Source organism: Allobosea sp., assembly GCF_035944895.1.
Classification (GTDB): domain Bacteria; phylum Pseudomonadota; class Alphaproteobacteria; order Rhizobiales; family Beijerinckiaceae; genus Allobosea.
In genome coordinates, this window is record NZ_DASZAT010000012.1 from 156,657 (window position 1) to 181,212 (window position 24,556).

Annotated in this window: 25 protein-coding genes; 12 read left to right on the plus strand and 13 right to left on the minus strand. The window is 68.0% G+C overall.

The window, feature by feature from the left end; translation table 11 throughout:
- Positions 1-42: 42 nt before the first annotated feature.
- The 6 genes from VGV58_RS22880 to VGV58_RS22905 all read right to left on the minus strand — a co-directional run bounded on the left by VGV58_RS22880 (position 43) and on the right by VGV58_RS22905 (position 7,631).
- Positions 43-1,401: an OmpA family protein gene (locus tag VGV58_RS22880; RefSeq protein ID WP_326876356.1), complete on the minus strand. Its 1,359-nt coding sequence runs from the start codon at positions 1,399-1,401 to the stop codon at positions 43-45.
- A 953-nt stretch (positions 1,402-2,354) separates the two neighbouring features.
- Positions 2,355-3,248, minus strand: a complete 894-nt coding sequence (locus tag VGV58_RS22885) for a polysaccharide deacetylase family protein (protein ID WP_326876357.1) — start codon at positions 3,246-3,248, stop codon at positions 2,355-2,357.
- Between the two features lie 16 nt (positions 3,249-3,264).
- On the minus strand, positions 3,265-4,986 hold the full coding sequence (locus VGV58_RS22890; RefSeq protein WP_326876358.1) for an ABC transporter ATP-binding protein: 1,722 nt from the start codon (positions 4,984-4,986) through the stop codon (positions 3,265-3,267).
- Complete coding sequence (locus VGV58_RS22895; RefSeq protein WP_326876359.1) at positions 4,983-5,864, minus strand: ABC transporter permease; 882 nt, start codon at positions 5,862-5,864, stop codon at positions 4,983-4,985. Before VGV58_RS22895 ends, VGV58_RS22890 begins: the two co-directional genes overlap by 4 nt.
- Positions 5,861-6,832: an ABC transporter permease gene (locus VGV58_RS22900; protein ID WP_326876360.1), complete on the minus strand. Its 972-nt coding sequence runs from the start codon at positions 6,830-6,832 to the stop codon at positions 5,861-5,863. Before VGV58_RS22900 ends, VGV58_RS22895 begins: the two co-directional genes overlap by 4 nt.
- Before the next feature lie 97 nt (positions 6,833-6,929).
- Positions 6,930-7,631, minus strand: a complete 702-nt coding sequence (locus tag VGV58_RS22905; RefSeq protein ID WP_326876361.1) for a creatininase family protein — start codon at positions 7,629-7,631, stop codon at positions 6,930-6,932.
- A gap of 94 nt (positions 7,632-7,725) precedes the next feature.
- Here VGV58_RS22905 and VGV58_RS22910 point away from each other — a divergent pair, with 94 nt between their 5' ends.
- The 9 genes from VGV58_RS22910 to VGV58_RS22950 all read left to right on the plus strand — a co-directional run bounded on the left by VGV58_RS22910 (position 7,726) and on the right by VGV58_RS22950 (position 17,630).
- On the plus strand, positions 7,726-8,277 hold the full coding sequence (locus VGV58_RS22910; protein WP_326876362.1) for a MarR family winged helix-turn-helix transcriptional regulator: 552 nt from the start codon (positions 7,726-7,728) through the stop codon (positions 8,275-8,277).
- A complete protein-coding gene (locus VGV58_RS22915) occupies positions 8,274-9,878 on the plus strand; it encodes an ABC transporter substrate-binding protein (RefSeq protein ID WP_326876363.1) in 1,605 nt (534 codons plus the stop codon). Before VGV58_RS22910 ends, VGV58_RS22915 begins: the two co-directional genes overlap by 4 nt.
- A gap of 155 nt (positions 9,879-10,033) precedes the next feature.
- The gene (locus tag VGV58_RS22920) at positions 10,034-10,984 is read left to right on the plus strand and encodes an isoaspartyl peptidase/L-asparaginase family protein (protein ID WP_326876786.1); all 951 of its coding nucleotides are present in this window, start codon (positions 10,034-10,036) and stop codon (positions 10,982-10,984) included.
- Entirely contained in the window at positions 10,981-12,021 is a 1,041-nt protein-coding gene (locus VGV58_RS22925; protein ID WP_326876364.1) for a ketopantoate reductase family protein, read from the plus strand. Before VGV58_RS22920 ends, VGV58_RS22925 begins: the two co-directional genes overlap by 4 nt.
- Positions 11,994-12,749, plus strand: coding sequence for an SDR family NAD(P)-dependent oxidoreductase (locus tag VGV58_RS22930; RefSeq protein ID WP_326876365.1), 756 nt, complete (start codon positions 11,994-11,996; stop codon positions 12,747-12,749). Before VGV58_RS22925 ends, VGV58_RS22930 begins: the two co-directional genes overlap by 28 nt.
- Before the next feature lie 215 nt (positions 12,750-12,964).
- Positions 12,965-14,173 carry an ABC transporter substrate-binding protein gene (locus VGV58_RS22935; protein ID WP_326876366.1) on the plus strand — a complete coding sequence of 403 codons (1,209 nt, stop codon included), beginning with the start codon at positions 12,965-12,967 and terminating at the stop codon, positions 14,171-14,173.
- Between the two features lie 105 nt (positions 14,174-14,278).
- The gene (locus tag VGV58_RS22940; RefSeq protein WP_326876367.1) at positions 14,279-16,171 is read left to right on the plus strand and encodes an ABC transporter permease; all 1,893 of its coding nucleotides are present in this window, start codon (positions 14,279-14,281) and stop codon (positions 16,169-16,171) included.
- Positions 16,168-16,929 (plus strand): ABC transporter ATP-binding protein, encoded by a 762-nt coding sequence (locus VGV58_RS22945; protein ID WP_326876368.1) that lies wholly within the window; start codon positions 16,168-16,170, stop codon positions 16,927-16,929. Before VGV58_RS22940 ends, VGV58_RS22945 begins: the two co-directional genes overlap by 4 nt.
- Positions 16,926-17,630 (plus strand): ABC transporter ATP-binding protein, encoded by a 705-nt coding sequence (locus VGV58_RS22950; RefSeq protein WP_326876369.1) that lies wholly within the window; start codon positions 16,926-16,928, stop codon positions 17,628-17,630. Before VGV58_RS22945 ends, VGV58_RS22950 begins: the two co-directional genes overlap by 4 nt.
- A 74-nt stretch (positions 17,631-17,704) precedes the next feature.
- On the opposite strand, the gene VGV58_RS22955 is transcribed toward VGV58_RS22950, so the two are convergent.
- Genes VGV58_RS22955 through VGV58_RS22975 form a run of 5 tightly spaced genes read right to left on the minus strand, consistent with a single transcriptional unit; the run spans position 17,705 to position 20,763 of the window.
- The gene (locus VGV58_RS22955; RefSeq protein WP_326876370.1) at positions 17,705-18,502 is read right to left on the minus strand and encodes a MetQ/NlpA family ABC transporter substrate-binding protein; all 798 of its coding nucleotides are present in this window, start codon (positions 18,500-18,502) and stop codon (positions 17,705-17,707) included.
- A gap of 43 nt (positions 18,503-18,545) precedes the next feature.
- On the minus strand, positions 18,546-19,211 hold the full coding sequence (locus tag VGV58_RS22960; RefSeq protein ID WP_326876371.1) for a methionine ABC transporter permease: 666 nt from the start codon (positions 19,209-19,211) through the stop codon (positions 18,546-18,548).
- Positions 19,201-20,310, minus strand: coding sequence for a methionine ABC transporter ATP-binding protein (locus VGV58_RS22965; protein ID WP_326876372.1), 1,110 nt, complete (start codon positions 20,308-20,310; stop codon positions 19,201-19,203). The genes VGV58_RS22960 and VGV58_RS22965 overlap by 11 nt, the downstream gene beginning before the upstream one ends.
- A 7-nt stretch (positions 20,311-20,317) precedes the next feature.
- Positions 20,318-20,512 (minus strand): hypothetical protein, encoded by a 195-nt coding sequence (locus tag VGV58_RS22970; protein ID WP_326876373.1) that lies wholly within the window; start codon positions 20,510-20,512, stop codon positions 20,318-20,320.
- Between the two features lie 11 nt (positions 20,513-20,523).
- Positions 20,524-20,763, minus strand: a complete 240-nt coding sequence (locus VGV58_RS22975; RefSeq protein ID WP_326876374.1) for a hypothetical protein — start codon at positions 20,761-20,763, stop codon at positions 20,524-20,526.
- 468 nt (positions 20,764-21,231) lie between these two features.
- Here VGV58_RS22975 and VGV58_RS22980 point away from each other — a divergent pair, with 468 nt between their 5' ends.
- Positions 21,232-21,945, plus strand: a complete 714-nt coding sequence (locus VGV58_RS22980) for a hypothetical protein (RefSeq protein WP_326876375.1) — start codon at positions 21,232-21,234, stop codon at positions 21,943-21,945.
- 3 nt (positions 21,946-21,948) lie between these two features.
- Here the strand turns inward: VGV58_RS22980 and VGV58_RS22985 are convergent, their stop codons facing one another.
- Positions 21,949-22,164, minus strand: a complete 216-nt coding sequence (locus tag VGV58_RS22985) for a hypothetical protein (RefSeq protein WP_326876376.1) — start codon at positions 22,162-22,164, stop codon at positions 21,949-21,951.
- A 123-nt stretch (positions 22,165-22,287) separates the two neighbouring features.
- On the opposite strand from VGV58_RS22985, the gene VGV58_RS22990 reads away from it, so the two are divergent.
- Positions 22,288-22,674 carry a SpoIIAA family protein gene (locus VGV58_RS22990; RefSeq protein WP_326876377.1) on the plus strand — a complete coding sequence of 129 codons (387 nt, stop codon included), beginning with the start codon at positions 22,288-22,290 and terminating at the stop codon, positions 22,672-22,674.
- Between the two features lie 111 nt (positions 22,675-22,785).
- Positions 22,786-23,082 carry a hypothetical protein gene (locus VGV58_RS22995; protein ID WP_326876378.1) on the plus strand — a complete coding sequence of 99 codons (297 nt, stop codon included), beginning with the start codon at positions 22,786-22,788 and terminating at the stop codon, positions 23,080-23,082.
- An 897-nt stretch (positions 23,083-23,979) separates the two neighbouring features.
- Here VGV58_RS22995 and VGV58_RS23000 read toward each other — a convergent pair.
- Positions 23,980-24,318: an endonuclease domain-containing protein gene (locus VGV58_RS23000; RefSeq protein ID WP_326876379.1), complete on the minus strand. Its 339-nt coding sequence runs from the start codon at positions 24,316-24,318 to the stop codon at positions 23,980-23,982.
- Positions 24,319-24,556 lie beyond the last annotated feature (238 nt).

A 24,556-nucleotide genomic window follows, 5' to 3' on the forward strand; every position in this document is an offset into this window, starting at 1 on the left:
CGATAAAGGCGCGAAGCAGCCCAAAGGCTGCTCCGCTTGGTGTCACTGCTGGTTCTGGCCGGTGAGCAGGGGCGTGATCCGGCGCAGCGTCACGCGCCGGTTCTCGCGGGAATCTCCCTGCGTCTGCACCTTGAGGTACTGCTCGCCATAACCCTGCGTGGTCAGATTCTCGGCCGGGATGCCGAAATCGCGGGTCAGAATCTCGGCGACCGATTGCGCGCGCCGATCCGACAGCGAGATATTATCCACGTCCGAGCCGACCGCATCGGTGTGGCCCTCGACCATGAAGACCTCGTTCGGCGCGCGCTCGACCGCCTGGCGCACCGCCTGCGCGATGACCCTCAGGCGCCCGGCCTGGTCCGGCGTGACCGTCCAGGAGCCGGAGTCGAAGTTGATCGTGTCGATGTCGACGCTGCGCATATGGGCGCGCAGATCGGGCGAATAACGGACTTCGTCGAGGGTGTAGCGGCGCGGCACCGGCGCGACCGGCGGGGCGGTGATCGTCTCGTAGATCAGCCGCTCGTCGGCACGCTCGGCGTCGACGATGTAGCGCTCGCGCGGGATGCGCAGCTGCGGCGGCGGCAACACCACCACCTCCTCGGCGAAGCGGGCCTGCTGCCCGTCGCGGCGGATGTTGTCGATGATGACGAACTCACCGCCGTCGCGCTCGCGCCGCGAGCGTCGGATCAGCCGGCCTTCGGCGTCGGTCACCGTGACGATCTGCGTGCCGTCCGGACGGTCATAGACCGTGACCGTCTCCTCGCCGCGGCGCTCGCTGCGCGTGTCGAGGCCGAGATCGCGGAAGCGCTGCGTCTCGTCGCGGCGGATGATGACGCGATCATCGTCGCCGCGGATGATGGTGCGGCCGGGCTCGCGGATGATGGTGACGTCGCCCTCGCGACGCTCCTCGCGCCGGCTGCGGACATCGTCGAGCCGGTTCGCGCCCTGCGTCGCCATGATGCCGCCGATCGCGGCGGCGCCAAGACCGATCGCGGCCGCGCCACCAAGGCCGATACCGCCGCGACGGCCCTGCCGGTCAGGCGCGGGCTGGCCGGGCATGCCGGGCTGCGGCTGGGCCTGACCGGGCGCAACGCCCGGCTGCGGCGGGACGCCTGGCGCACGGCCAGCATTCGGCACCGGAGCGGGCTGGCCGGTTGCTGGCTGACCGGCGCCGAGCGCGCCCTGGCCAGGAGCCGGCTGGGTGGGCGCCGCTTGCCCCGGCGCAGTCTGGCCGGGCTGGCGGCTGAGACCGGAGGGCTGCTGGGGCTGGGCCGGAGCCGGCTGCGACGGGGCCGTGCCGGGTTGCGACAGGGCTCCCGGCGCGCGCCCGGCATTCGGCGCTGCCGCCGGCTGACCGGGTGCGGGCTGGCTCGGGGCTGCCTGCCCGGGCTGACGGCTCAAGCCGGGCTGCTGTTGCGATGGAGCCGGCTGAGACGGAGCCGTGCCAGGCTGCGACAGCGCGCCGGGCGCGCGGCCGGCCGGCGGTGCAGCGCCAGGCTGTCCGTTCAAGCTGGGCCGTTGCTGGGATGGCGTCGGCTGAGACGGAGCGGTACCCGGTTGCGACAGGGTACCCGGCGCGCGTCCGCCGCCCGGCGCAGTGGAAGGCTGGTTGCCGCTGCCCGGAACAGCCTGCCCCGGCGTGGGGCGGGAGGGCGATGACGGAGCGGTGGCGGGCGGCTGTCCCGGCGCCGTCTGCGCAGGCGGCTGACGACGCTGGCCGTTGTCGCCCGATGGCGCTCCCGAAGCATTGGGTTGGGCCGGCGGCGCACTCGGCCGCGCTGGCGAGGCTGGCGGCGCGATCTGGCCGGGAGCCGGCCGCTGCGGCGCCCCTTGAGGCGCAGATGGCGCGATCTGGCCCGGCGCAGCGCCGGCTGGCGGCGCCGGACGGCGCGGCTGCTCGGGCTCGGCCCGGTTGGCCGGAGGCGCGGCCTGCGGCGCGGACGGAGGACGTGGCACGTTCGGAGCCGCACCGGCCGGGCGTTCCGGCGCAGCAGGCCGGCCTGCTGGCGGCTGGCCCGGAGCAGGGCGGGCGCCGGGGCGCTCCTGGCCACCCGGGGCGGGGCGCTCCTGCCCACCGGGCCGCTGGCGACGCTGGTCCGGCCGGTCGTCATCCCCGGATTGGGCCTGCGCAAGCTGGAGCGATGGAGCGGCGAAACTGCCCTGCGACAACACGATGGTGGGGATGAGAGTGCCGATCAGGAGCAGGTTTTTCGTGCGCGTCATGACATCCGTTTCCAGTTGTTCTTCCGGAGATGAACGCCCCCGCGCCCTGAATTCCGAATGAACCGAAAACGGCCGAAATCGGGCACGGTTCCCGCTGACCCTACGGCAGCCGGCCCGAAATCGCGCTGATATCAGAGGCCTGCCTGCGCCTTCACATAGGCCGCGATCTCGGCATGCGTCGCGAACCAGACATCGCCCCTGGCCTTGGCGTGCCGCACCAGCTCCTCGAGAATCCAGAAGCGCGAGCGGTAGGTGATGACATGCGGATGCATGGTCAGGAGGAAGAGCCCACCCTCGGCATGGGCGCCGTCGAATTCGCGCTTGAAGATGTCGAACACGGCCTCGGGCGAGGTGTAGGGCCGCAGCGCCTGGAAGCGGTTCATATTGAAATAGACCGCATCGTCGCGGATCCACTCGACCGGCAATTCGACCATGCCGGTCGGCTCGCCCTTCTCGACCAGCTCGTAAGGGTCGTCATCGGCGAAGAGCGAGGAATCGTAGATCAGGCCAAGCTCGCGCTCGACCGCGAGCGTCACCTCGGAGAAATCCCAGGACGGGGTGCGCATGCCGACGGGACGGACGCCGGTGATCTTCTCCAGCGTGTCGGCCGAGCGCAGATGCAGCTCGCGCTCCGCGTCAGGGGGGACAGCCGTGTTGACCTCATGGATCCAGCCGTGGAGGCCGATCTCATGGCCCTCCGCGACGACGCGGCGCTGCTCGTCGGGATAGAGCAACGCGGTCACCGCCGGCACGAAGAAGCTCGCCTTGATCTCCTCGCGTGCCAGCATGGAGAGGATGCGCGGCATGCCGGCGCGGTTGCCATACTGGCCCCAGGACAGCCGGCCGACCGATTTGCCGCCGTCGCGCAGTTCGTTGGTCTCGTGGTCGACATCGAAGGAGAGCGCCACGGCGCAGCGCGCGCCGCCCGGCCAGCTCTTCGGCTTGAGGTTCCGGCCGGCTCTCACCTGCTCGACCTTGCCGCGCCAGGTCTCCTCCGGCCATTGCCAGGGCTTGAGTTCGGTCATGGCGTTCCTCCAGAATTCAGGCGGCCGCTTCAGGCAGCACCGGCACGGCCGCGAGCAGTCGCCTGGTGTAGTCGTGCTGCGGGTTGTCGTAGACCTCTCCCGCCGGCCCTTCCTCGACGATGCGGCCGCGATACATCACCGCGACCCGGTCGCAGAGATGCCGGACCACCGAGAGGTCGTGCGAGATAAAGATCAGGGTCAGGCCGAGCTCGGCCCGCAGGCGCATCAGGAGATTGATGATCTGCGCCTGGATGGAGACGTCGAGCGAAGCGACCGGCTCGTCGCAGACGACGAGATCGGGCTGCATGGCGAGCGCGCGGGCGATGGCGACACGCTGGCGCTGGCCGCCGGAGAACTGATGCGGATAGCGATCGGCAAAGGCCGGATCGAGCCCGACCGCTGCGAGCCAGTCGCGCACGTAAGCCGCCGCACCCGCCTTGCCGACCAGCCCATGGGCGAGCGGCCCCTCCGCGATGCCGTCGCCGATCCGCATGCGCGGGTTGAGCGAGGCGAACGGGTCCTGGAAGATGGTCTGGACCCGGGTGGTGAGCTTCTTCGGCTCCGCGCCATCGCTCATCACCGGCCGGCCCTCGAAGCGGACAGTCCCTGAGGACGGCGCGTAGATGCCGGCGGCCATGCGCCCGAGCGTCGACTTGCCGGAGCCGGACTCGCCGACCAGCCCGAGCGCTTCGCCGCGCGGCACGATCAGGCTGACATCGTCGACGGCCATCACCGCCGGCGGCGGCTGCACGAGGCCGAGTTTCTGGCCGAGACCGCGCAGCGCACTCGGTCGCGTCTCGAAGCGCTTGCTGACGCGATCGGCGACGAAATAGGGCGCGCCTGGCACGGGCGCAGCAGCGGCTGCCGCCGGTTTGCGCGCGGGCGGCGCGGCATCGGGCACACCGCCGCCACGCAGGAGCAATTCCCCAGGCTTGGCCCGCGAAGGCAGCGCATCGAGCAGAGCGCGGGTATAGGCGTGCTGCGGCCGTGTCAGTACATCGAGCGTCGGGCCAGCCTCGACGATCTTGCCGAGCCGCATCACCGCGACATGCTGGGCAATCGAGGCGACTGTCGCGAGGTCGTGGCTGATCCAGATCAGCGCCGTGCCGAGCTCGGCGACGAGTTCCTTCATCTCGGCCAAAATCTCGGCCTGAATGGAGACGTCGAGCGCGGTCGTCGGCTCGTCGCAGATGATCAGCTTCGGCCGATGCAGCAGCGCGATCGCGATGGCGACGCGCTGGCGCATGCCGCCGGAGAGCTGATGCGGGTAAAAATCGACCGTCGCCTCGGGACGTGGAATACGGACCTGGGCGAGGCCAGCGATGGCGCGCTGACGCGCGTCGGCGGCGGAGACCTTCTCATGCGCCTCGATCGCCAGCCTGATCTGTTCGCCAATGGTCAGCACCGGGTTCAGCGTCATCAGCGGGTCCTGGAAGACCATCGAGACGACGCGGCCGCGCAGCTTTCGCAATTCGTCCGGCGGCAACCCGACGAGTTCATGGCCTTCCAACTTCACTGAACCGCCGGCGACACGGCCGGGCGGGTCGATCAGGCCGATGATCGAGAAGCCGGTGACGCTCTTGCCGGAGCCGGATTCGCCGACGAGGCCCATCACCTCGCCGCGGCGCAAAGAGAAGGAAACGCCGTCGACCGCCTTCACCACGCCGGCGCGGGTGAAAAACTGCGTGGTGAGGTCGGTGACTTCGAGCAGCGGCGCTGCGGCCGCATCCGCCCTCATCGCTTCAGCCTCGGATTGACCTGATCGCGGATCTGGTCGCCGACCAGGTTGATCGCGACGATCAGCAGGATCAGGGCAAGGCCGGGATAGATCGAGATCCAGTAGCGGCCCGACAGCATGTACTGGAAGCCGTTGGCGATCAGCGAGCCCAGCGAGGGCTCGGTCACCGGCAGGCCGACGCCGAGGAAGGAGAGCGTCGCCTCCAAGGCGATGGCGTTTGCGACCTGCACGGTCGCGACCACGATCAGCGGCGGCAGGCAGTTCGGCAGGATGTGCCGCCAGATCACCTGCCGGGCCGGCAGCGGCGTCGAGAGGGCCGCCTCGACATAGTCCTTGCCGCGCTCGGCCGAGGCCGCGCCATGGGCGGTGCGGGCGAAATAGGCGTATTGCGCGGCGACCAATGCAGTGACGAGCTGCGCCTTGCCCTGGCCGAGCAGCGCCGAGATCACCAGCGCCAGCAGGATCGCCGGGAAGGCGAGCTGCAAGTCGATGACGCGCATGATGAAGGCCTCGCGTCGTCCGCCGAGATAGGCGGCGGCGATGCCGAGCGTGACGCCGATGGCGAAGGCGAAGGCGCCGGCGACCAGCCCCATCTGCAGGGAGATGCGCAGGCCGTAGAGGATGGCCGAGAGCAGGTCGCGCCCCTGCGCGTCGGTGCCGAGCCAATGGGTATAGCCGCCGGAGCCGACATAGCCCGGCGGGCGGCGGGCATCGGAGAGGACGAGATTGGCGAGGTCGTAGGGATTCTGCGGCGCGATCAGCGGGGCGAGCAGGGCGACGCCGATCATCAGGGCGACGACGACGAGCGCCGCGACCGCGATGCGGCTCTCCCTGAACTCGTCCCAAAAGCGAGCGATGGGCGCTTCCTTGCGCATCATGCCCGTCCCTTCCGCAAGCGCGGATCGAGCGCAAAATAGGTCAGGTCGACCAGGAAGTTGATCATGATGAAGACGAAGGCGACCAGCATCAGATAGGCGACCATCACCGGCCGATCGAGCGACTGTATCGAATCGATGATCAGCTTGCCGATGCCGGGCCAGGAGAAGATCGTCTCGGTCACCACCGCGAAGGCGAGCGTCGAGGCGAATTCGAGGCCGAAGACGGTGACGAGCGGGATCGAGATCAGGCGCAGCACATGCCGGCGCAGGATGACGCCTTCGGAGATGCCGGCGGCGCGGGCGAATTTCACGGTGTCGGTCAGCATCACCTCGCGCGTGCCGGCCCGCGCCAGCCGCGTCATCAGCGCGAGCTTGAAGAAGGCGAGGTTCAGCGCCGGCAGCAGCAGGTGCGAGAGGCCGTTCAGCGTCAGGAAGGTCCACTCGACGCCGAACAGCGAGGCGGTCTCGCCGCGACCGCCGGCCGGCAGCCATTGCAGCTCGACGGCGAAGGTCATGATCAGGACGAGGCCGATCCAGAAGGTCGGCACGGAGAAGCCAAGGATGGACAGCGCCATGATCAGCTTGGACAGCGGGCTATCGGGGCGGTAGCCGGCATAGATGCCGGCGGGGATGCCGATCAGCGCAGCTCCCAGGACGGCCGCCAGCGTCAGCTCCAGCGTCGCCGGCAGGCGCGACAGGATGAGCTCGAGCACCGGCATGCCGAAGACGAAGGAGCGGCCGAAATCGCCGTGCAGGACGCGGCCGAGAAAGGTGAAATACTGCTCCCAGAGCGGCTTATCCAGGCCGTAGCGGGCGATGGTGTCGAGCCGGATGTCCTGGCTGACATCGGGGCCGATCAGCACGTCGATCGGGTTGCCGATGGCGTAGACGCCGACGAAGACCAGCGCCGACATGACCAGCATGACGGCCAGCGCCTGCAGGACGCGCTCGATGATATGGGTCAGCATCGGATAGACATTCGTCGCCGCTGCTTCGCAACCTCCATGCCAAAGAGAGAGGATTCGTCGCCGCTCTCTTGGATCGAGACAGCGGCAGCGTAGTCCATCACGGCCAGCTCTCGACCATCACCGCGCGTGTCTCCTCGACGCCGACGGCCCAGAGCGCCAGCATCTCCTCGTCCGGTCGATGGTAGCGACCGTGGAAATTGCCGTCGCCGAGGATCTCGCGCTTCCGCTGCGGGCTGGCGGCCTGGTAGAGCGCGGGGTCGAAGGGCGGCTTCACGCCATCTGGCAGAGCAACGCCTTCGAGGCGGGTCCAGGGAAAATTCTCCATCCAGGAAGCGTGCGATGCGGCCATGTCGACCGCCCTGACTGCCTTCTGGAAGCGCGGGCCGGCCCACCAATTGTGCATCTTGACGCTGGCGTCGGGCCGCTTGCCCATCCACTCGGTCACCGCCGTCATCACCGGCGCATTGCCGCCATGGCCGTTGACCAGCACGATGCGGCGGAAGCCGGAGCGATAGACGCCCTCGAGCAGGTCCTCGAGCAGCGCGACATAAGTGGTCATCCGCAGCGAGATCGTGCCGGGATAGGCGGTGAAGCCCGGCGTCATGCCATAGGCCTGCACCGGGAAGACCGGGATGCCGAGCGGCTCGGCCGCCTCGGCGGCGACGCGCTCGGACAGGATCGCGTCGGTGGCGAGGCTCAAATAGGCGTGTTGCTCGACGCAGCCGAGCGGCAGCACGCAGCGGTCGTCGCGCTTCGCCTGCTCTTCGATCTGCATCCAGTTCATCCGGGCGACGAGCACGGCCTGATCCTTGCGTTTCGGCGAAACCGCGTCATCCTTGACAGTCGCATCAGCGACCGTCAAGTTCCATATGGAACTAAATCGGATGTCAGAGATGGCACGCGCCCCGACTTCCCTGTCCAAGCTCGACCCAGGCCGAGAGGCGGCGCTGCGCGAGCTCGACCCGCTCACCGTCACCAAGCTCTGGGACAATCCCTGCTGGCTGTCCTTCCGGCTCAACTTCATCGCCTTCCGCTTCAACGACCCGGTCTATCGCTGGATCGAGACACGCTACGGGCTGGTGCGGCCGGAATTCGTCGCGCTTTATGCCGTCGGGCTCAAGGGCGGCGTCGCGGCCAAGAACATCGTCTCCTCCGCCGGCCTGCCGAAGAACACGCTCTCGCGCGCGATCCAGAAGCTGCTGCAGCGGCGCCTGCTCAAGCGCGAGACAGATCCCACCGATCTGCGCAGCTATGTGCTGGCGCTGACGCCGGCCGGGCGCGCCATCTTCGACGAGACCATGCCGAAGATGGTGGGACAGCAGACTGCGATGCTCGCGGTGCTGACCGAAGCCGAGCAGAAGCAGCTCTGCGAATTGATGGACAAGATGGTGATCGCCTCCCCGGCGTGGCCGGCCGATCTCGAACCCGAAGGGACCTCAACATGACCAAGCCTTTGCCGCACCGGTCCCCGCTCTGGCGGACCGCCGCCCTCGCCGCCCTGATCGGCCTGCCGCTCTGCGGCGCGGCAACCGCGCAGACGCTGACGATCGGCGTGCGCGCCGGGCCTGAATCGATCGACCCGCACTTCACCGCGACCGGCACCCATGCCGAGGCGCTGAAGCATGTCTTCGACACGCTGACCTGGTCGGGCGACAAACTCCAGATCGAGCCGCGCCTCGCTCTGAGCTGGAAGGCGATCGAGCCGTCCGTGTGGGAGTTCAAGCTGCGCCCCGGCGTCAAGTTCCATGACGGCTCCGACTTCACCGCCGAGGACGTCAAGTTCTCGATCGAGCGCATTCCCGTCGTCGCCGGCCCGAATCCGACGACGATCTATGTCCGACGCGTCAAGGAGGTGAAGATCGTCGATCCGCTCACCGTCCACATCGTCACCGACGGGCCGGCGCCTAACCTGCCGAACGATTTCATCCGCCTGTTCATCGTCTCGCACAAGGCGGCGGCCGGGCTGACCAAGGACAATGCCAACGACGCCTTCAACACCGGCAAGGCGGCGATCGGCACCGGCCCCTACAAGTTCGTCTCCTGGACGCCGAAGGACCAGCTCGTGCTCGAGCGCTTCGACGGCTACTGGGGCGAGAAGGAGCCGTGGCAGCGCGTGCTGCGCAAGGAACTGCCGAACGACGCCGCCCGCGTCGCCCAGCTCAAGGCGGGCCAGGTCGACATCATCGTGCGCGCCCCGGCCTCCGACGTTCCGACGCTGAAGCGCGACGCCAAGCTCTCGGTCGCCACGATCGACACGGTCTATGTCTTCAACATGGAGCTGGACATGCGGGACAAGTCCCCGCAGGTCAGCGCCAAGGACGGCTCAGCCCTGGCCAAAAACCCGCTGCAGGACGCCAAGGTGCGCGAGGCGATCGACCTTGCCATCGACCGGCCGGCGCTGGCCGAGATCGCGATGGAGGGCCTGGGCGCCCCGGTCAACCAGCTGGTGACGCCGGATATCGCCGGCTACAACAAGAGCCTGCCGCCGCTGAAGCCGGATCTCGCCAAGGCGAAGAAGCTGATGGAAGAGGCCGGCTATCCGAACGGCTTCAAGGTCTCGTTCTCCTTCACCAGCGATCGCCTGCCGGGCGACCGCCAGGTCGGCACCTCGATCGCGCAGATGCTGGCGCGGATCGGCATCGACGTGAACGCCAACGCCCAGCCCGGCGCCGTTTTCTTCCCGGCACGTCTGCGCGGCGAGTTCTCGATGTCGATGTCGGGCTGGGGCACGCTGACGGGCGAGGCGAACTACACGCTCTCCTCGGTGGTGCATTCGAACGATCCGGCCAAGAAGCTCGGCGCCTTCAACGTGCTCGGCTACAAGAACGCCGAGCTCGACAAGCTGATCGAGGACGCCGCGGTCGAGATGGACGAGGCCAAGCGCAACGACCTGCTCGCGCAGGCCAACGCGATCGTCGCCAAGGACCGGCCACGCCTGCCGATCGTCGCGGTCGGCTCGGCCTGGGCGATGCAGAAGGCCAAGGTGACGATCCGCCCGCGCGTCGACGAGGATACGCTGGCGATGGACATCAAGCCGGCGAAGTAAGCCACCGACTCTTGTTCCGTCATGGTCGGGCTCGTCCCGACCATCCACGTCTTCGCCTCGCTAGCCGAAGGCGGTGTTCAAGACGTGGATGCTCGCCACAAGGGCGAGCATGACGGCGGCGCTTACCTCGGCAGACAAACAATGCTTGGAACGATATCATGACCATCGCTCTCGCCATCCATGGCGGCTGCGGCACCTTGCCCAAGGCCGAGATGACCGACGCCGAATGGGCCGAGGCCAAGGCCCACCTCGCCAAGTCGTTGCGGGCCGGCTGGGCTGTTCTCGCCAAGGGTGGCAGCGCGGTCGACGCGGTCGAGGCCGCCGTGCTGGTGATGGAGGATTCCGTCCATTTCAACGCCGGTCATGGCGCCGCCTTCAATGCCGATGGCGAGCATGAGCTCGACGCTTCGATCATGGATGGCTCGACGCTGGCTGCCGGGGCGCTCTGCGCGGTCAAGCGCATCCGCAACCCCATCAGCGCCGCCAAGGCGCTGATGCATCGCGGCGATCCGCTCTTGCTGACCGGTCCGGCCGGCGACGCCTTTGCCCAGACCGAGGGGCTCGACATGGTCGAGAACGAGTATTTCTCGACCGAGCGACGCCGCAAGAACCTGGCCTCGATGAAGATCCGCGAGCTCGTCGGCACGGCCGGCGAGGCGAGCGAGGCCGAGAAGCACGGCACGGTCGGCGCGGTCGCGTGCGATTCCCATGGCCATCTCGCCGCCGCGACCTCGACCGGCGGTTACACCAACAAGCCTCCGGGCCGCGTCGGCGACTCCCCGATCATCGGCGCCGGCACCTATGCCCGCGACGGGCGCTGTGCGGTGTCAGGCACCGGCAAGGGCGAGTTCTTCATCCGCTACTGCATCGGCCACGAGATCGCGTCGTTGATCGGCTATGCCGGCCTGTCCCTGAAGGACGCGGCCGACCGCGCCATCGCCGAACTCTCCGCCCACAAGATCGGCGCGGGCCTCGTCGCCGTCGGGGCCGACGGCACGATCGTCGCGCCCTATAATTCCGAAGGCATGTATCGGGGATGGGTGACTCCCGACGGGCTCGTCCATGTCGCTACCCATGCCGACGTCGAAGTGATGGGGCAGGCATGACGACCGAACCCATCCTGATCTGGGGCGCCGGGGCGATCGGCGGCACGCTCGGAGCCTATTGGGCGCGGGCCGGGGTGCCGGTGCTGCTGGTCGACATCGTTCCCGAGCATGTCGAGGCCTGCCGGACGTCGGGGCTCTCGATCACCGGGCCGGTCGAGGAGTTCCGGCAGGTCGTGCCGGCGGTGACGCCGCAGGAATTGACCGGCAGCTATTCGCGCATCGTGCTGGCGGTGAAGGCGGGGGCGACGGAAGCTGCGCTCGCCGCGCTGAAGCCACATCTCGCCGAGGGCGGCTTCGTGCTCTCGGCCCAGAACGGGCTCAACGAGATCACCATCGCCAAGGCGGTCGGCGAAGAGCGGACGATGGGCTGCTTCGTCAATTTCGGCGCCGACTGGCACGGGCCGGGCGAGATCCTCTACGGCAATCGCGGCGCCGTGGTCGTCGGCGAGCTCGACGGGGCGATGACCGCCCGGGTGCGCGAGATGCACCGGTTGCTTGCACTGTTCGAGCCCGGCGCGATCCTGACCGACAACATCTACGGCTATCTCTGGGGCAAGCTCGCCTATGGCGCGATGCTGTTCGGGACAGCCCTGACCAACGACTCGATGTCCGCGAACTTCGCCGATCCGCAGCGGCTGCCGGTCTGGCTGGCGCTCGGGCGCGAGGTTGGTGCGGTGGCGGCGGCGCGCGGCGTCACCTCGCTCGGCTTTGGCGAGTTCAACCCCGCCCTGTTCGCGCCGGGTGCGCCGGATGGTCCGCAAGTCGAAATCATCCGCTGGCTCGCCGACTACACCTCGAAGACAGCCAAGACCCATTCCGGCATCTGGCGCGACCTTGCCGTGCGCAAGCGCAAGACCGAAGGCCAGGCGCAGATCGGCATCATCTCCGCGCTCGGCCGCGAGGTCGGCGTCGCCACGCCGGCGCTGGAGCTGCTGGTATCCCTGATTCAGGACATCGAGGAGGGCCGCCGCCCGATGTCCCTGGACACGCTGAAGGTATTGATCGACCGATGCAGATCCGCTTCGACGACCGCGTAGCCCTCGTCACCGGCGCCGCGCAGGGGATCGGCCGTGCCATCGCCGCCGCGCTGGCGCAGGCCGGCGCCCGCGTCCATCTCGCCGATCTCGATGCGGACGGTGTCGCCGCCAGCGCCAAGGCGCTCGGCGCGAACGCTCATGTCGCCGATCTCGGCAGCCCGGAGCCTGCGAAGGAGCTGGTCGGCAAGGTCCTCGGCGCCGAAGGCCGGCTCGACCTTTTGGTCAACGCTGCCGGCGGCGTGCGCGGGCAGGTCGGCCGGCCGATCGAGGAGATCTCGGAGAGCGACTGGCGCGCCGTCTTCGCCGCCAATGTCGACGCCGCCTTCTTCCTGTCGCAGGCGGCTGCTCCCGCGATGAAGCGGGCCGGATACGGCCGGATCGTCAACATCTCCTCGGGTGCCGGCCTGCGCCCCAGCCTGACCGGCATCCAGGCCTATGCCAGCGCCAAGCATGCGCTGGTCGGGCTGACCAGGCAGCTCGCCTGGGAGTTCGGTCCTGATGGCATCACCGTGAACTCGGTCGCGCCCGGCTTTGTCCGCTCCAATCCGGCGACCGAGCGGCAATGGGAATCCTATGGGCCGGAGGGCCAGAAACGGCTGATCGAAGGCATCCACACGCGCCGGCTCGGCACATCCGAGGACATCGCCCATGCCAGCCTGTTCTTCCTCTCCGAGCAGGCGAGCTGGGTGACCGGCCAGATCCTCTCGGTCGATGGTGGGCGATCCTGAAGGATCCCAGGCTCGCAACGCCCTGCTCGACACCGCGGCGGCGGAGCCTGTTTTTCGACGATTGACAAACTGCGAAACGCAGTCGAGATTTCATACGCATACAAACGAATTTTCGCCCCGGCTTGTTGCAGCGCGCTGCACTGGCCTAGGGTAGGAAATCGCGCAGCGAGGGGCTGTGGATGCGTAAGACGAGCGATCAACGGGAGAGCCACCGAATGGACCGTCGCCAATTCGTCAGCGGAGCTGCGCTCGGCGCCGTCGCGCTGGCCACGCCGTCTCTGCTGCGCGCCCAAAGCGCGCCGATCAAGATCGGCGAGATCAACAGCTACACCTCGCAGCCGGCCTTCCTGAAGCCCTATCGCCAGGGCTGGGAGCTGGCGCTGGAGCAGGTCAACGCCGCCGGCGGCGTGCTCGGCCGCAAGGTCGAGACGCTGTTCCGCGACGATGCCGGCAAGCCCGAGGATTCGGTGCGCCTCGCCGGCGAGCTGATCAATGCCGAGAAAGTCGACCTGCTCTCGGGCGGCTTCCTCTCCAATGTCGGCCTCGCCATCGCCGACTACGCCCTGCAGAACAAGCGGCTCTACGTCGCCTCCGAGCCGCTCTCGGACGCGATCGTCTGGGCCAAGGGCAACCGCTACACCTTCCGCCTGCGGCCCTCGACCTACATGCAAGCGGCGATGCTGGTCGAGGAAGCGGCCAAGCTCCCGGCGAAGAAGTGGGCGCTGGTTGCGCCGAACTACGAATACGGCCAGTCGGCGGTGAAGTGGTTCAAGGAGCTGCTGAAGAAGGCCAAGCCCGATGTCGAGTTCGTCGCCGAGCAGTTCCCGGCGCTCGGCCGCATCGATGCCGGCGCCACCGTGCAGGCGCTCGAGGCGGCCAAGCCCGATGCGATCTTCAACGTCACCTTCGCCGCCGATCTCTCGAACTTCGTGCGCCAGGGCAACACCCGCGGCCTGTTCGAGGGGCGTACCGTGGTCTCGATGCTGACGGGCGAACCGGAATACATGGATCCGCTCGGCGCCGAGACGCCGATCGGCTGGATCGTCACCGGCTATCCGCATGCCGACATCCAGACGCCGGATCACGTCAAGTTCCGCGACGCCTACAAGGCGAAGTACAACGACTATCCGCGCCTCGGCTCGGTCGTCGGCTTCGACACCATGAACGCCATCGCTGCCGGCATCGCCAAGGCGGGCACCACCGACAACGAGAAGCTCATCGATGCCATGAAAGGGCTGAAGTTCACCTCGGCCTTTGGCCCGGTGGAGTTCCGCGCCTCCGACCACCAGGCGACGCTCGGCGCCTATGTCGGCAAGACCGCGGTCAAGGACGGCAAGGGCGTCATGGTCGATTGGCGCTATGCCGACGGCGCCAAATACCTGCCGTCCGATGCAGAGGTGAAGACGCTTCGCCCGGCGGGCTGAAGCGCCAGGCTTCGACCTGATCTAGACTAGGCTACCCGGCCGCGGCTGAGCGCTGCGGCCGTGGGGGGATTGCGCCCTTTTTCGGTTGTTACGACGGGACCTCGCATGATCGATCTGATCTTCGCGCAGACGCTCAACGGCCTGGCCTCGGCTTCGTCGCTCTTCCTCGTCGCCTGCGGGCTGTCGATCATCTTCGGCGTGACGCGGATCGTGAACTTCGCGCATGGCTCCTTCTACATGCTCGGCGCCTATCTCGCGTTCACGCTGGTCTCGCGCTTCGGCCCGGCCGATGCGCTCGGCTTCTGGGGTGGGGTGCTCCTGGCGGCTGTCATCGTCGCGGCGCTCGGCGCACTCGTCGAGATCGTCATCCTGCGCCGAATCTACCAGGCGCCGGAGCTGTTTCAATTGCTCGCGACCTTCGGCCTCGTGCTGATGGTGCAGGACATCGCGCTCGGCATCTGGGGTCCGGAGGACAAGCTCGGCCCGCGCGCACCCGGCTTCAAGAGCTTCGTCGTGCTGATGGGCAGCCGCTTCCCGAGCTACGAGCTCTTCCTGATCGTGGTCGGGCCGATCATGCTCGGCCTGCTCTGGTTCCTGTTCCAGAAGACGCGCTGGGGCACGCTGGTGCGCGCCGCGACGCAGGATCGCGAGATGGTCGGCGCACTCGGGGTCAACCAGCGCCTGCTCTTCACCTCGGTCTTCGCCTTCGGCGCCGGTCTTGCCGCACTGGGCGGCGCCTTGCAGCTGCCGCGTGAGGCGGTGAACCTGCACATGGACCTGTCGATGATTTCGGAGGCCTTCGTCGTCGTGGTCGTCGGCGGGCTCGGCAGCGTCACCGGCGCCTATCTCGCCGCCGTGCTGATCGGCATCATCCATGCCTTCGGCATCCTGGTCTTCCCGAAGATCACGCTGGTGCTGGTCTTCCTGGTGATGGCCGTCGTCCTCGTGATCAAGCCCTACGGCCTGATGGGTAAGCGCCCGGTCGGCACCGCCCATGCCCATGGCCCGGTCGAGCCGCTGCTCCTGCCGGCGAACACGAACGTCAAGCTGATCGGGCTCGCGGCGCTCGCCGTGCTGCTGATCGCGCCCTTCATCGTCGCCGACCACTGGCTGCTGACGCTGACCGAGCTCTCGATCTTCGCGCTCTTTGCCGCTTCGCTGCACTTCATGATGGGTCCGGGCGGCATGGCCTCCTTCGGCCACGCCGCCTATTTCGGCCTCGGCGCCTATGGCGCGGCGCTGGCGGTGAAGTGGCTGGGCATGCCGATGGTTCCGGCGCTCGCCTTCGCACCCTTCCTCGCGGGCATCGCCGGGGTCGTCTTCGGCTGGTTCTGCGTCCGGCTCTCGGGCGTCTATTTGGCCATGCTGACACTCGCCTTCGCCCAGATCGCTTGGGCGACCGCCTTCCAATGGGTCGACGTCACCGGTGGCGACAACGGCATTTTGGGCGTCTGGCCGGCGGCCTGGGCGAGCTCGAAGCTGGTCTATTATTACCTGGCGCTGGCGGTCTGCGTCGCCGCGATCCTCGCGCTTCGCATCATCGTCTTCGCCCCCTTCGGCTACGCTTTGCGGGCCGGGCGCGACAGTCCACTGCGGGCCGAGGCCATCGGCCTGCCGGTGATGCGGATCCAGTGGATCGCCTTCATCATCGCCGCTGTCGCGGCGGGCATCGCCGGCGCCCTCTTCGCCTTCTTCAAGGGCTCGGTCTTCCCGACCTATATGGCGATCCCGCGCTCGGTCGACGGGCTCCTGATGGTGCTGCTCGGCGGCGTCCAGACCGTCTCGGGCCCGATCGTCGGCGCCTTCGCCTATATGGGCCTGCAGGAGCAATTGATGAAGGCGACGATGTACTGGCGCTTCGTCTTGGGCGCCTCGATCGTGCTGCTCGTCATCCTGTTCCCGCGCGGCCTGGTCGGCACGGCACTGGCCTTTGCCGAACGGCGCCGCGAGGCCGAGCCTGCTCCTCCCGTCACCGCCACGCCGGAGCCCGCCCGATGAGCCCGGTCCTCGAAGTCCGCAATCTCGGAAAATCCTTTGGCGGCGTGCGCGCTGTCGACGATGTCAGCTTCTCGGTCGAGGCTGGCAAGCTGCTCGCGCTGATCGGCCCCAACGGCGCCGGCAAGACCACCTGCTTCAACATGCTGAACGGCCAGCTCCCCTCCGACCGCGGCGAAGTGATCTTCGACGGCCGGACGATCACCGGCCTGAAGCCGCGCGAGGTCTGGCGCCTCGGCGTCGGGCGCACCTTCCAGATCACCGCGACCTTCGCCTCGATGAGCGTGCGCGAGAACGTGCAGATGGCGCTGATCTCGCATGCCGGCGAGACCTGGACGCTGTTCGGCCGGGCCAAGGACCGCCATGTCGCCGAGGCCGACGCGCTGCTTAGCCAAGTCGGCATGCTCGATCAGGCCGAGCGCGCCTGCGGCGTCCTCGCCTATGGCGACCTGAAGCGGGTCGAGCTCGCGGTCGCGATCGCCAACAAGCCAAAACTCCTGCTGATGGACGAGCCGACCGCTGGCATGGCCCCGCGCGAGCGCATCGCGCTGATGGCGCTGACCGCCGAGATCGCCAGGGAGCGCGGCATCGCCGTGCTGTTCACCGAGCACGACATGGACGTGGTCTTCGCCCATTCCGACGCGATCCTCGTGCTCGACCGCGGCAAGCTGATCGCCAAGGGCCGGGCCGAGGAGGTCCGCAACGATCCGGCCGTGCGCGCCGTCTATCTCGGCTCCGGCGCGACCTCGGGAGGCCATTGATGCTCGAGATCGAAGGCCTCAACGCCTATTACGGCCGCGCCCATATCCTGCACGGCGTCGGCTTCTCGATGGGGCGCGGCGAGGTGCTGGCCCTGATGGGCCGCAACGGCGCCGGCAAGTCGACCACCATGAAGGCGGTGATGGGCCTCGTGCCGCCGCAGGCCGGCCGCGTCACCTTCGAGGGACACACCATCGTCGGCCGCGAGCCCTTCGAGATCGCTCGCCTCGGCATCGGCTATGTCCCGGAGGAGCGCCGCGTCTTCTCCGAGCTCAGCGTGATGGAGAACCTCTCCGTGGCGCAAAGACCTAAGCGCGAGGGCGCGCCGCACTGGACGCCGGAGCGGCTGTTCCAGCTCTTCCCCAATCTCGGGCGCATGCGCGACCGGCAGGGTGGGGCGATGTCGGGCGGCGAGCAGCAGATGCTGACCATCGCCCGCACGCTGATGGGCAATCCCAAGCTCGTCCTGCTCGACGAGCCCTCGGAAGGCCTCGCCCCAGTCATCGTCGAGGAGATGGCCAAGACCATCCTGGCGCTGAAGGGGGAAGGGCTTTCGGTGCTGATCTCCGAGCAGAACCTGCACTTCGCCGGCTCGGTCGCCGACCGCGCCACCATCATCGAGAAGGGCCTGATCCGCTTCACCGGCACGATGGACGAGCTCAAGGCGGATGAGGCGGTCAGGGCGCAGTATCTGTCGGTCTGACAAACGAAAAACCCCGGAAGCTTGCACTTCCGGGGCAGGTGCCCGGCCGTGACCACGGCCCGGGGGGAGGAGCCTTACCAGCCGGCGAGGACCGAGCCCTTGAAGCGCTCGGCGACGAAGGCCTTGATCTCGGGGGTGTGATAGGAGGCGAGCAGCGCCTTGACCCAGGGCTTGTCCTTGTCGGCCTCGCGCACGGCGATCAGGTTGACATAGGGGCCCTTCGGGTCCTCGCGCAGGATCGCCGAGGTCGGCTCGATCTTGGCGTCGACGGCGTAGTTGGTGTTGATCGCGGCGGCAGCGACGTCGGCGAGCGAACGCGGCGTCTGGGCGGCCTCGATCTCGATGATCTTCAGCTTCTTCGGGTTGCTGACAATATCGGCGACGGACGGCTTGAAGCCGACGCCATCCTTCAGCTTGATCGCGCCCTTGTCCTGCAGCAGCAGCAGCGAGCGGCCGCCATTGGTCGGATCGTTCTGGATCGCGACGGTGGCGCCATCCGGCACCTCGGCCCAGCTCTTGTACTTCGAGGAGTAGATGCCGAGCGGGAAGTTCACGGTCAGACCGACGCTGACCAGCTTGAAGCCGCGATCCTTCACCTGGTTGTCAAGATAGGGCTGGTTCTGGAAGGAATTCGCCTCGAGCTCGCCGGCGGCCAGCGCCTGGTTCGGCACGACATAGTCGGAGAACTCGATGATCTTGAGATCGAGGCCGTTCTTGGCGGCGATCGGCTTCACCTTCTCGAGGATCTCGGCATGCGGACCGGGCGAGGCGCCGATGCGGACGACCTGGTTCTGCTGGGCGAGCGCCGGGGCGGCGAGGATGAGAGAGGCGGCAAGGCCGAGCGCGAGGCGACGGCTGAGAAGGGTGGACATGGTAGCTCCTTGGTGAACTGAACGGGCTGGAAGCGGAAGGGGGTCAGGCGTGACGCAGGCGCTTGTTGAGGCGACGCGAGAGACGATCGCCGACGCTCTGCACAGTCTGGACGAGGACGATCAGCACGGCGACGACGATCGCCATCACATCCGGCATGAAGCGCTGATAGCCATAGCGGATGCCGAGATCGCCCAAGCCTCCGCCGCCGACCGCACCGACCATGGCCGAGAAGCCGAGCAGGCTGACCAGCGCCAGCGTCAGGCCGAGCACGATCGCCGGCAGCGCCTCGGGCACCAGCACCTTGCAGACGATCTGCAGCGGGGTCGCGCCCATGGAGCGGGCCGCCTCGACCAGGCCCTGATCGACCTCGCGGATGGCGCCTTCGATCAGGCGGGCGATGAAGGGCGTCGCCGCCACGGTCAGCGGCACGGTCGCGGCGAAGGTGCCGATCGAGGTGCCGGCGATCAGCCGAGTGAACGGGATGATCGCAACGACCAGGATGATGAAGGGCGTCGAGCGCGTCGCATTGACCAGCGCGCCGAGCACCGCGTTGACCGCAGGCGCCGCAAAGAGCTCACCCTTCTTGCTGGTCGCCAGGAAGACGCCGAGCGGCAGGCCAAGCGCGGTGCCGAGACCGGCGGCGATCGCGACCATCAGCAGCGTATCGCCGGTCGCCTCGATGATCAGACGGATGAGTTCAGGAGACATGGCCGACCAGCTCCGCCTTGAGATCGAGGGATTTCAGCGCGCCGAAAACGGCGGCGAGCTCGGGCTCGCTCGCCGGCACCGAAACCAGCAGGCTGCCGAACGGCTTGTCACCGATCGCGTCGATGCGGCCGGCGAGGATGTTGACGTCGACGCCGATCACGGCGCTGAGGCGGCTGATCACCGGCGTCGTCGCGTTCTCGCCGGTGAAGGCGATGCGCAGCACGGCGCTGTCGCCGGCGAGCGCCTGCTTGTGGATGCGGCCGGCGAGATAGTCGGGCACCTCGACGCCGGTCACGGCCTCGACGAAGCTCGCCGTGGTCGGATGGCGCGGCCTTGTCATCACCTCGAAGGTCTCGCCGTCCTCGACGATGCGGCCGCCCTCGATCACCGCGACACGGTCGCAGATTTCCTTGATCACCGGAATCTCGTGGGTGATCAGCAAGATGGTGATGCCGAGCTCGCGATTGACCTGCTTGAGCAGGGCCAGGATCGCGCGGGTCGTCTCGGGATCGAGCGCCGAGGTCGCCTCGTCGCAGAGCAGCACCTTCGGCTCGGTCGCCAGCGCCCGGGCGATGCCGACCCGCTGCTTCTGGCCGCCGGAGAGCTCGGCCGGAAAGCGTTCGCGCTTGTCGGCAAGCCCGACCAGGTCGAGCAGGCGGCTGACCTGCGCCTCGATCTTCGCCCTGGGCACGCCGGCGATCTCCAGCGGCAGCGCGACATTGTCGAACACCGTGCGCGAGGACAGCAGATTGAAATGCTGGAAGACCATGCCGGTGGCGCGCCGGCGCTCGCGCCAGCCGGCCTCGGTCAGGTTGGTGACGTCCTCGCCCTCGATCAGGATGCGGCCGGAGGTGGCGCGCTCCAGCCCGTTGACCAGGCGGATCAGCGTCGACTTGCCGGCACCGGAGCGGCCGATCACGCCGACGATGCTGCCGCGTGGCACGGCAAGATCGATGCCGGCGAGCGCCGTCACCGGCTCCTGGCTGTCACGGCTCGCGAAGGTCTTGCCGACCTGCTCGAAGCGAATGATCGCATCGGCGGGCGGCGCTGGAACAAGGCCATCGACGCGAAAGGCGCCGGGCTTCACGGGGGCGTTCATCATGACCTCAGAAATGCGTGTGGCACGACCAGTGCGCAATGCCCAATTGCTCGAGCGTGACCTCGCGGATCGAGCGGCGGCGCTCCTCGGCGCCGAGCTCGGCGAAAGAGCGCTCCTGCCAGCGCGGCTCGCCGAGTTCAGCGGGCGCGGCCCGCTCGAACCAGGCGGCGAAGGCCGCGCGCAATGTCTCGAACAGCGTCACCGACCTGCTCCTCAGGCCGCCAAGCGCAAGCCGGGACGCGAACGGACGAGCTGGCGCGCCGCCAGTTCGGCCGCGACCGGCGTGGCGAAGCGCTGGCCCTCGAGCCGGTCGAACGCGGCAGACGCGGAGATGAAGGTGTAGAAGCGCTCATCGGCGCCGCGGGCGACGAGACCGGCCTGGGTCTCGCCGACCTCGATGACATAGGCCTGGCGGGCCGGCGGATTGGAAACGATCTGGGACTGGAACGACATGACGATCTTCGCCGCGTTGCGGCGCCCTCTTAGTGGTGATGTCGGAAGTGATGCCGGTAAACGGCGTCAACGCTGGATCAGCGGCGACAACAACACATCATCGAACGGACGAGCGGTTCGACAGGGCGGAGAACGGAGCCGGTCATGTTCATCTCCTCAAGCTGGGGAGCCCACGACCACGTCGTGGCGCTTTAGCGTTTGGTGACGCGGCGCAAGCTGCTCGCTCAAATCTCCGCGGCCATCGGTCACCCGACGACATCCGCAATCTAGGCGGCGTCGTTCTACATGTCAATCCAAACGTTCTTTTAAAGGTACACGCCAATCAGGAAGAGCCTTTCGCCGAACGGCCGGAGAAGGAAATTTTCTTTTCCGACATAGCCCATTCCTCCCTCGGCGTAGAACAACATGCCATTCTGGCGTCGCCGGCCCGACCTGCTATCGTCCGCCCCGACTCAAGGTGGGGGTGGGATGAACGACAGGACGGACAGCGCCAGCATCGTGGACGGGCGGATGACGCTGCCGGGCGTGGCCGGCGCCTTCGTGCAGGACGCCACCAGGCCGCTCGCCTTCACGGCCGACGGGCTCGTCGCGATCTCCGGGCATGAATGGCGTGACGGCGTGCTGCACGATGCCGCCCGGATCGAGGGCCATGCCCGCCCGGATGGTGCAGCGCTCGCCCGGATCGGCCAGGCGGAACCGGCGCAGGATCTGTCCCTGACGATCCGCTCCTTCCCCGGCGACAGCGCGCCATTGCTGCGGCTGAGCTTTCCCGCCGGGGCCCAGGGCGATCTCGACGCCCGGCTCGCCGCCGAGCTCTTCCTGCCGCAACCCTTGTTCGCGGGGCTGCGGCAGGATCTCGCCGAGGGCCGCGCCGGCAGCCTCTCCTTGGCCGCGACCACCAATCTCTGGCTGCGCGAGGGAGCCGGCGACGACGCGCCGCCGGTTTTCCATCTCGCGCCGGAGGCCGATGGCCGGCCGGCACAGGCGCATGGGCGCGTGCAGAGCATCAGCTGGCGGCCTGCGGAAGCGGTCGATCCGGCCTTCCTCGCGGCCGGGCAGCCGGATCAGGAAGATGAGCCGCCGGAAGACCCGGTCTCCGAGCAGCTGCGGCGGATCAACTGGAGCCTGAAGCAGGTCCTGATCATCCTCGTTTTCCTGATGCTGATCATCGCGCTGAAATAGGGCTCACTCTTCCTGCGAGCGTCGGTTCGCGTCCGTCTCGTAGACCTGCTCGTTCTCGATCCATTTGCCGTCGAGGCCGCGGCCGCGGTTGAGCTGCGTCTTGTCGCGGTTGGAGAGCACCTTGTGGTCCTGAAGCGCAACCGGCCGCGTGCTTGTCGCGCCGGTGCCGTCGCCCTTGCCCTTGATGCTCGGACCGAGCTTCCCGCCAGCATTGGCCATCATCGTCTCCTTTGCGTGCGTTGAGCCCCCATGCCTTTGCCAACGCCCCGACCCGGCGATGGTTCGCCTTGCGAACTTCGCCCGCCGGCCTGCGTTGTCCCTGATGCAAGCCAGGAGGCGCCGATGCTCGACATCCTTCCCGCCGCCGACCATGTCGCGGCCTTCCGCATCACCGGCACGTTCGACGAGCCGGATTTCGACCGGCTGATCGCCGAGATCGAGAGCAAACTCGAACGCCATGAGAAGCTCGGCATCCTTGCCGATCTCACCGGCTTCGAGGACATGACCTTCCGCGCCGGCCTGAAGGATGCGCGCTACGGCTTCGGCAAGATCCTGCAATGGCATCGCTTCCCGCGCGAGGCTGTCGTCACCGACAAGGGCTGGATCGAAACGCTGGTCGCGATCGCCGGGCCGCTCGTGCCCTTCGTCGAGGTCAGGAGCTTCAAGCCCGACGCCTTCGACGCAGCGCTTGCCTGGGCGAGCGAGATCGAGGGCGGACCCGGCGCCTGACGCCCCGGGACGCTGCCGGAGCACAACGAAGATGAACGGCGGCGAACAATTCCGTTCACGCGGAGTTCCAAACAGATCCGCTTTTATCGCGGCAACCAAAGGAGATGCCCCATGCGACACCTTCTCATCGCCGCGGCGATCGCGCTCGGCGCCGCCGTGACCCCGGCCGCCGCCAGCGAAGCCTTCAGCGGCGCGGCCGCGCTCGACAAGGTCGAGGCGACCTATGTCCGCCACAACCGCGAGCACCGGATGTGGGAGATCCAGCGCAACATGGAACGCCAGCAGCGCTATGGCCGCCACCATCGCGGCTATGACCGCGGCTATGGCTACGGCCACCGTCGCGGCGGTCCGCCGCCCTGGGCCCCGGCCCATGGCCGCCGCCATCACGACCGTTACGACCGCTTCTAGGCGGTCGCCGCGCCCTTCGCCTCCCTGTCCCCCAGGGCGAAGGGCGCGGAAGTTTTACAGCCTCCTTCTCCCCTCGGAAGCTCCCTTCTCCCCTCGGGGGAGAAGGTCCCGGCAGGGGGATGAGGGCGGTTCGACCGGGTGAGACGCCGAGCGTCGGGCTGGACTTCCCTCATCCGTCAGCGCTTCGCGCTGCCACCTTCTCCCCACCAATGTCGGCTGTTGCCGACATTGGCACTTTGAGTTGCCCATCTCGGGCAGGCCCGAGATGGGTGGGAGAAGGATTAGCACCGCGCCTCCCGCGCCCAAGCTTTTCCCCGCCCGCAGGCTCATCCTGCGGGCGTTTTGCATATGAGGGGCAGCGGAGCGCCGCGAGGCGCTGGTTTGGAGATCCGCTTCCATTGAGCCAGGAAGCGGCGCGGATGGATTGAGCCACCATCCGCACGCCCCGTGGCGCTCCGCCAGCGGCGATTTGAAAACTCCGGGCCGCGCTTCTGTCGCGCCGGCCTGAACCGGCGCGGTCTAGCGAGCTCCTCGCGCAGAGGTCGTAGTGCCCCCAGGTCGGTTCCCGAAGCCTCCCGGGAGCAAGGCGCAACCCTTGCCCGCAGGCGCCGTACCCATCCCGCCAAACGACATGCCTCCGGTCGGCCGCCCCTCGGGGATAGGATGCGGCGGATTATACGGGAGGTTCGGAGGGCGGGGATAAGGTTGCGGTCTATCCCCATCGAGCACCAGAACCGCGACGTAGAACCCCTCTCCCGGATGGGAGAGGGGCAGGGGTGAGGGACCGCCGCTGATTATTAGAGCGAGGCGGCGCCGCTGCGACGTCAATCGGTTAGGGCAGGCCCTCATCCCTGCCCTTCTCCCACACGGGAGAAGGGTTCCCCGCGGTTCACCCGCCTAGTTCCGCAGCGCCGCCCGGATCGCCGCGACCACCGCATCGCGATCATCCAGCACCTGCCGGTTGGTGAAGCGCAGCACGGTGAAGCCGTACCGCTCGATCTCTTGCGTCCGCGCCGCGTCGTAATCCTGTTCGTGGTCATGCTGGGCGCCATCCAGCTCGACGATCAGCCGGCGTTCGATGCAGATGAAGTCGACGGTGTAGCCGAGCAGCGGCACCTGACGCCGGAACCGGAGACCGTCGAGCCGGCGATTGCGCAGCAGCTCCCACACGACCTGCTCGGCCGGCGTCGCGCGCCGGCGCAGCCTGCGGGCGAAGCTGCGTTGCTCGGTGGTCATCGGGCGAGGATGCCTCGGCAGGCGGCGGAACCGCAACGGCTTCGCTGCGATATGGATCGCCGGAACCTCGGCCCTCCCTTCTCCCGGATGGGAGAAGGTGGCGCGAAGCGCCGGATGAGGGCCTGCCTTTGCCGGAGAAGGCCGCAGCGGCGCCGTTGCATTCAGATGATCAGCGGCGGTCCCTCACCTCTGCCCCGCTCCCACTCAGGAGAACGGTTCTCCCCCTCGCACTTTCTAC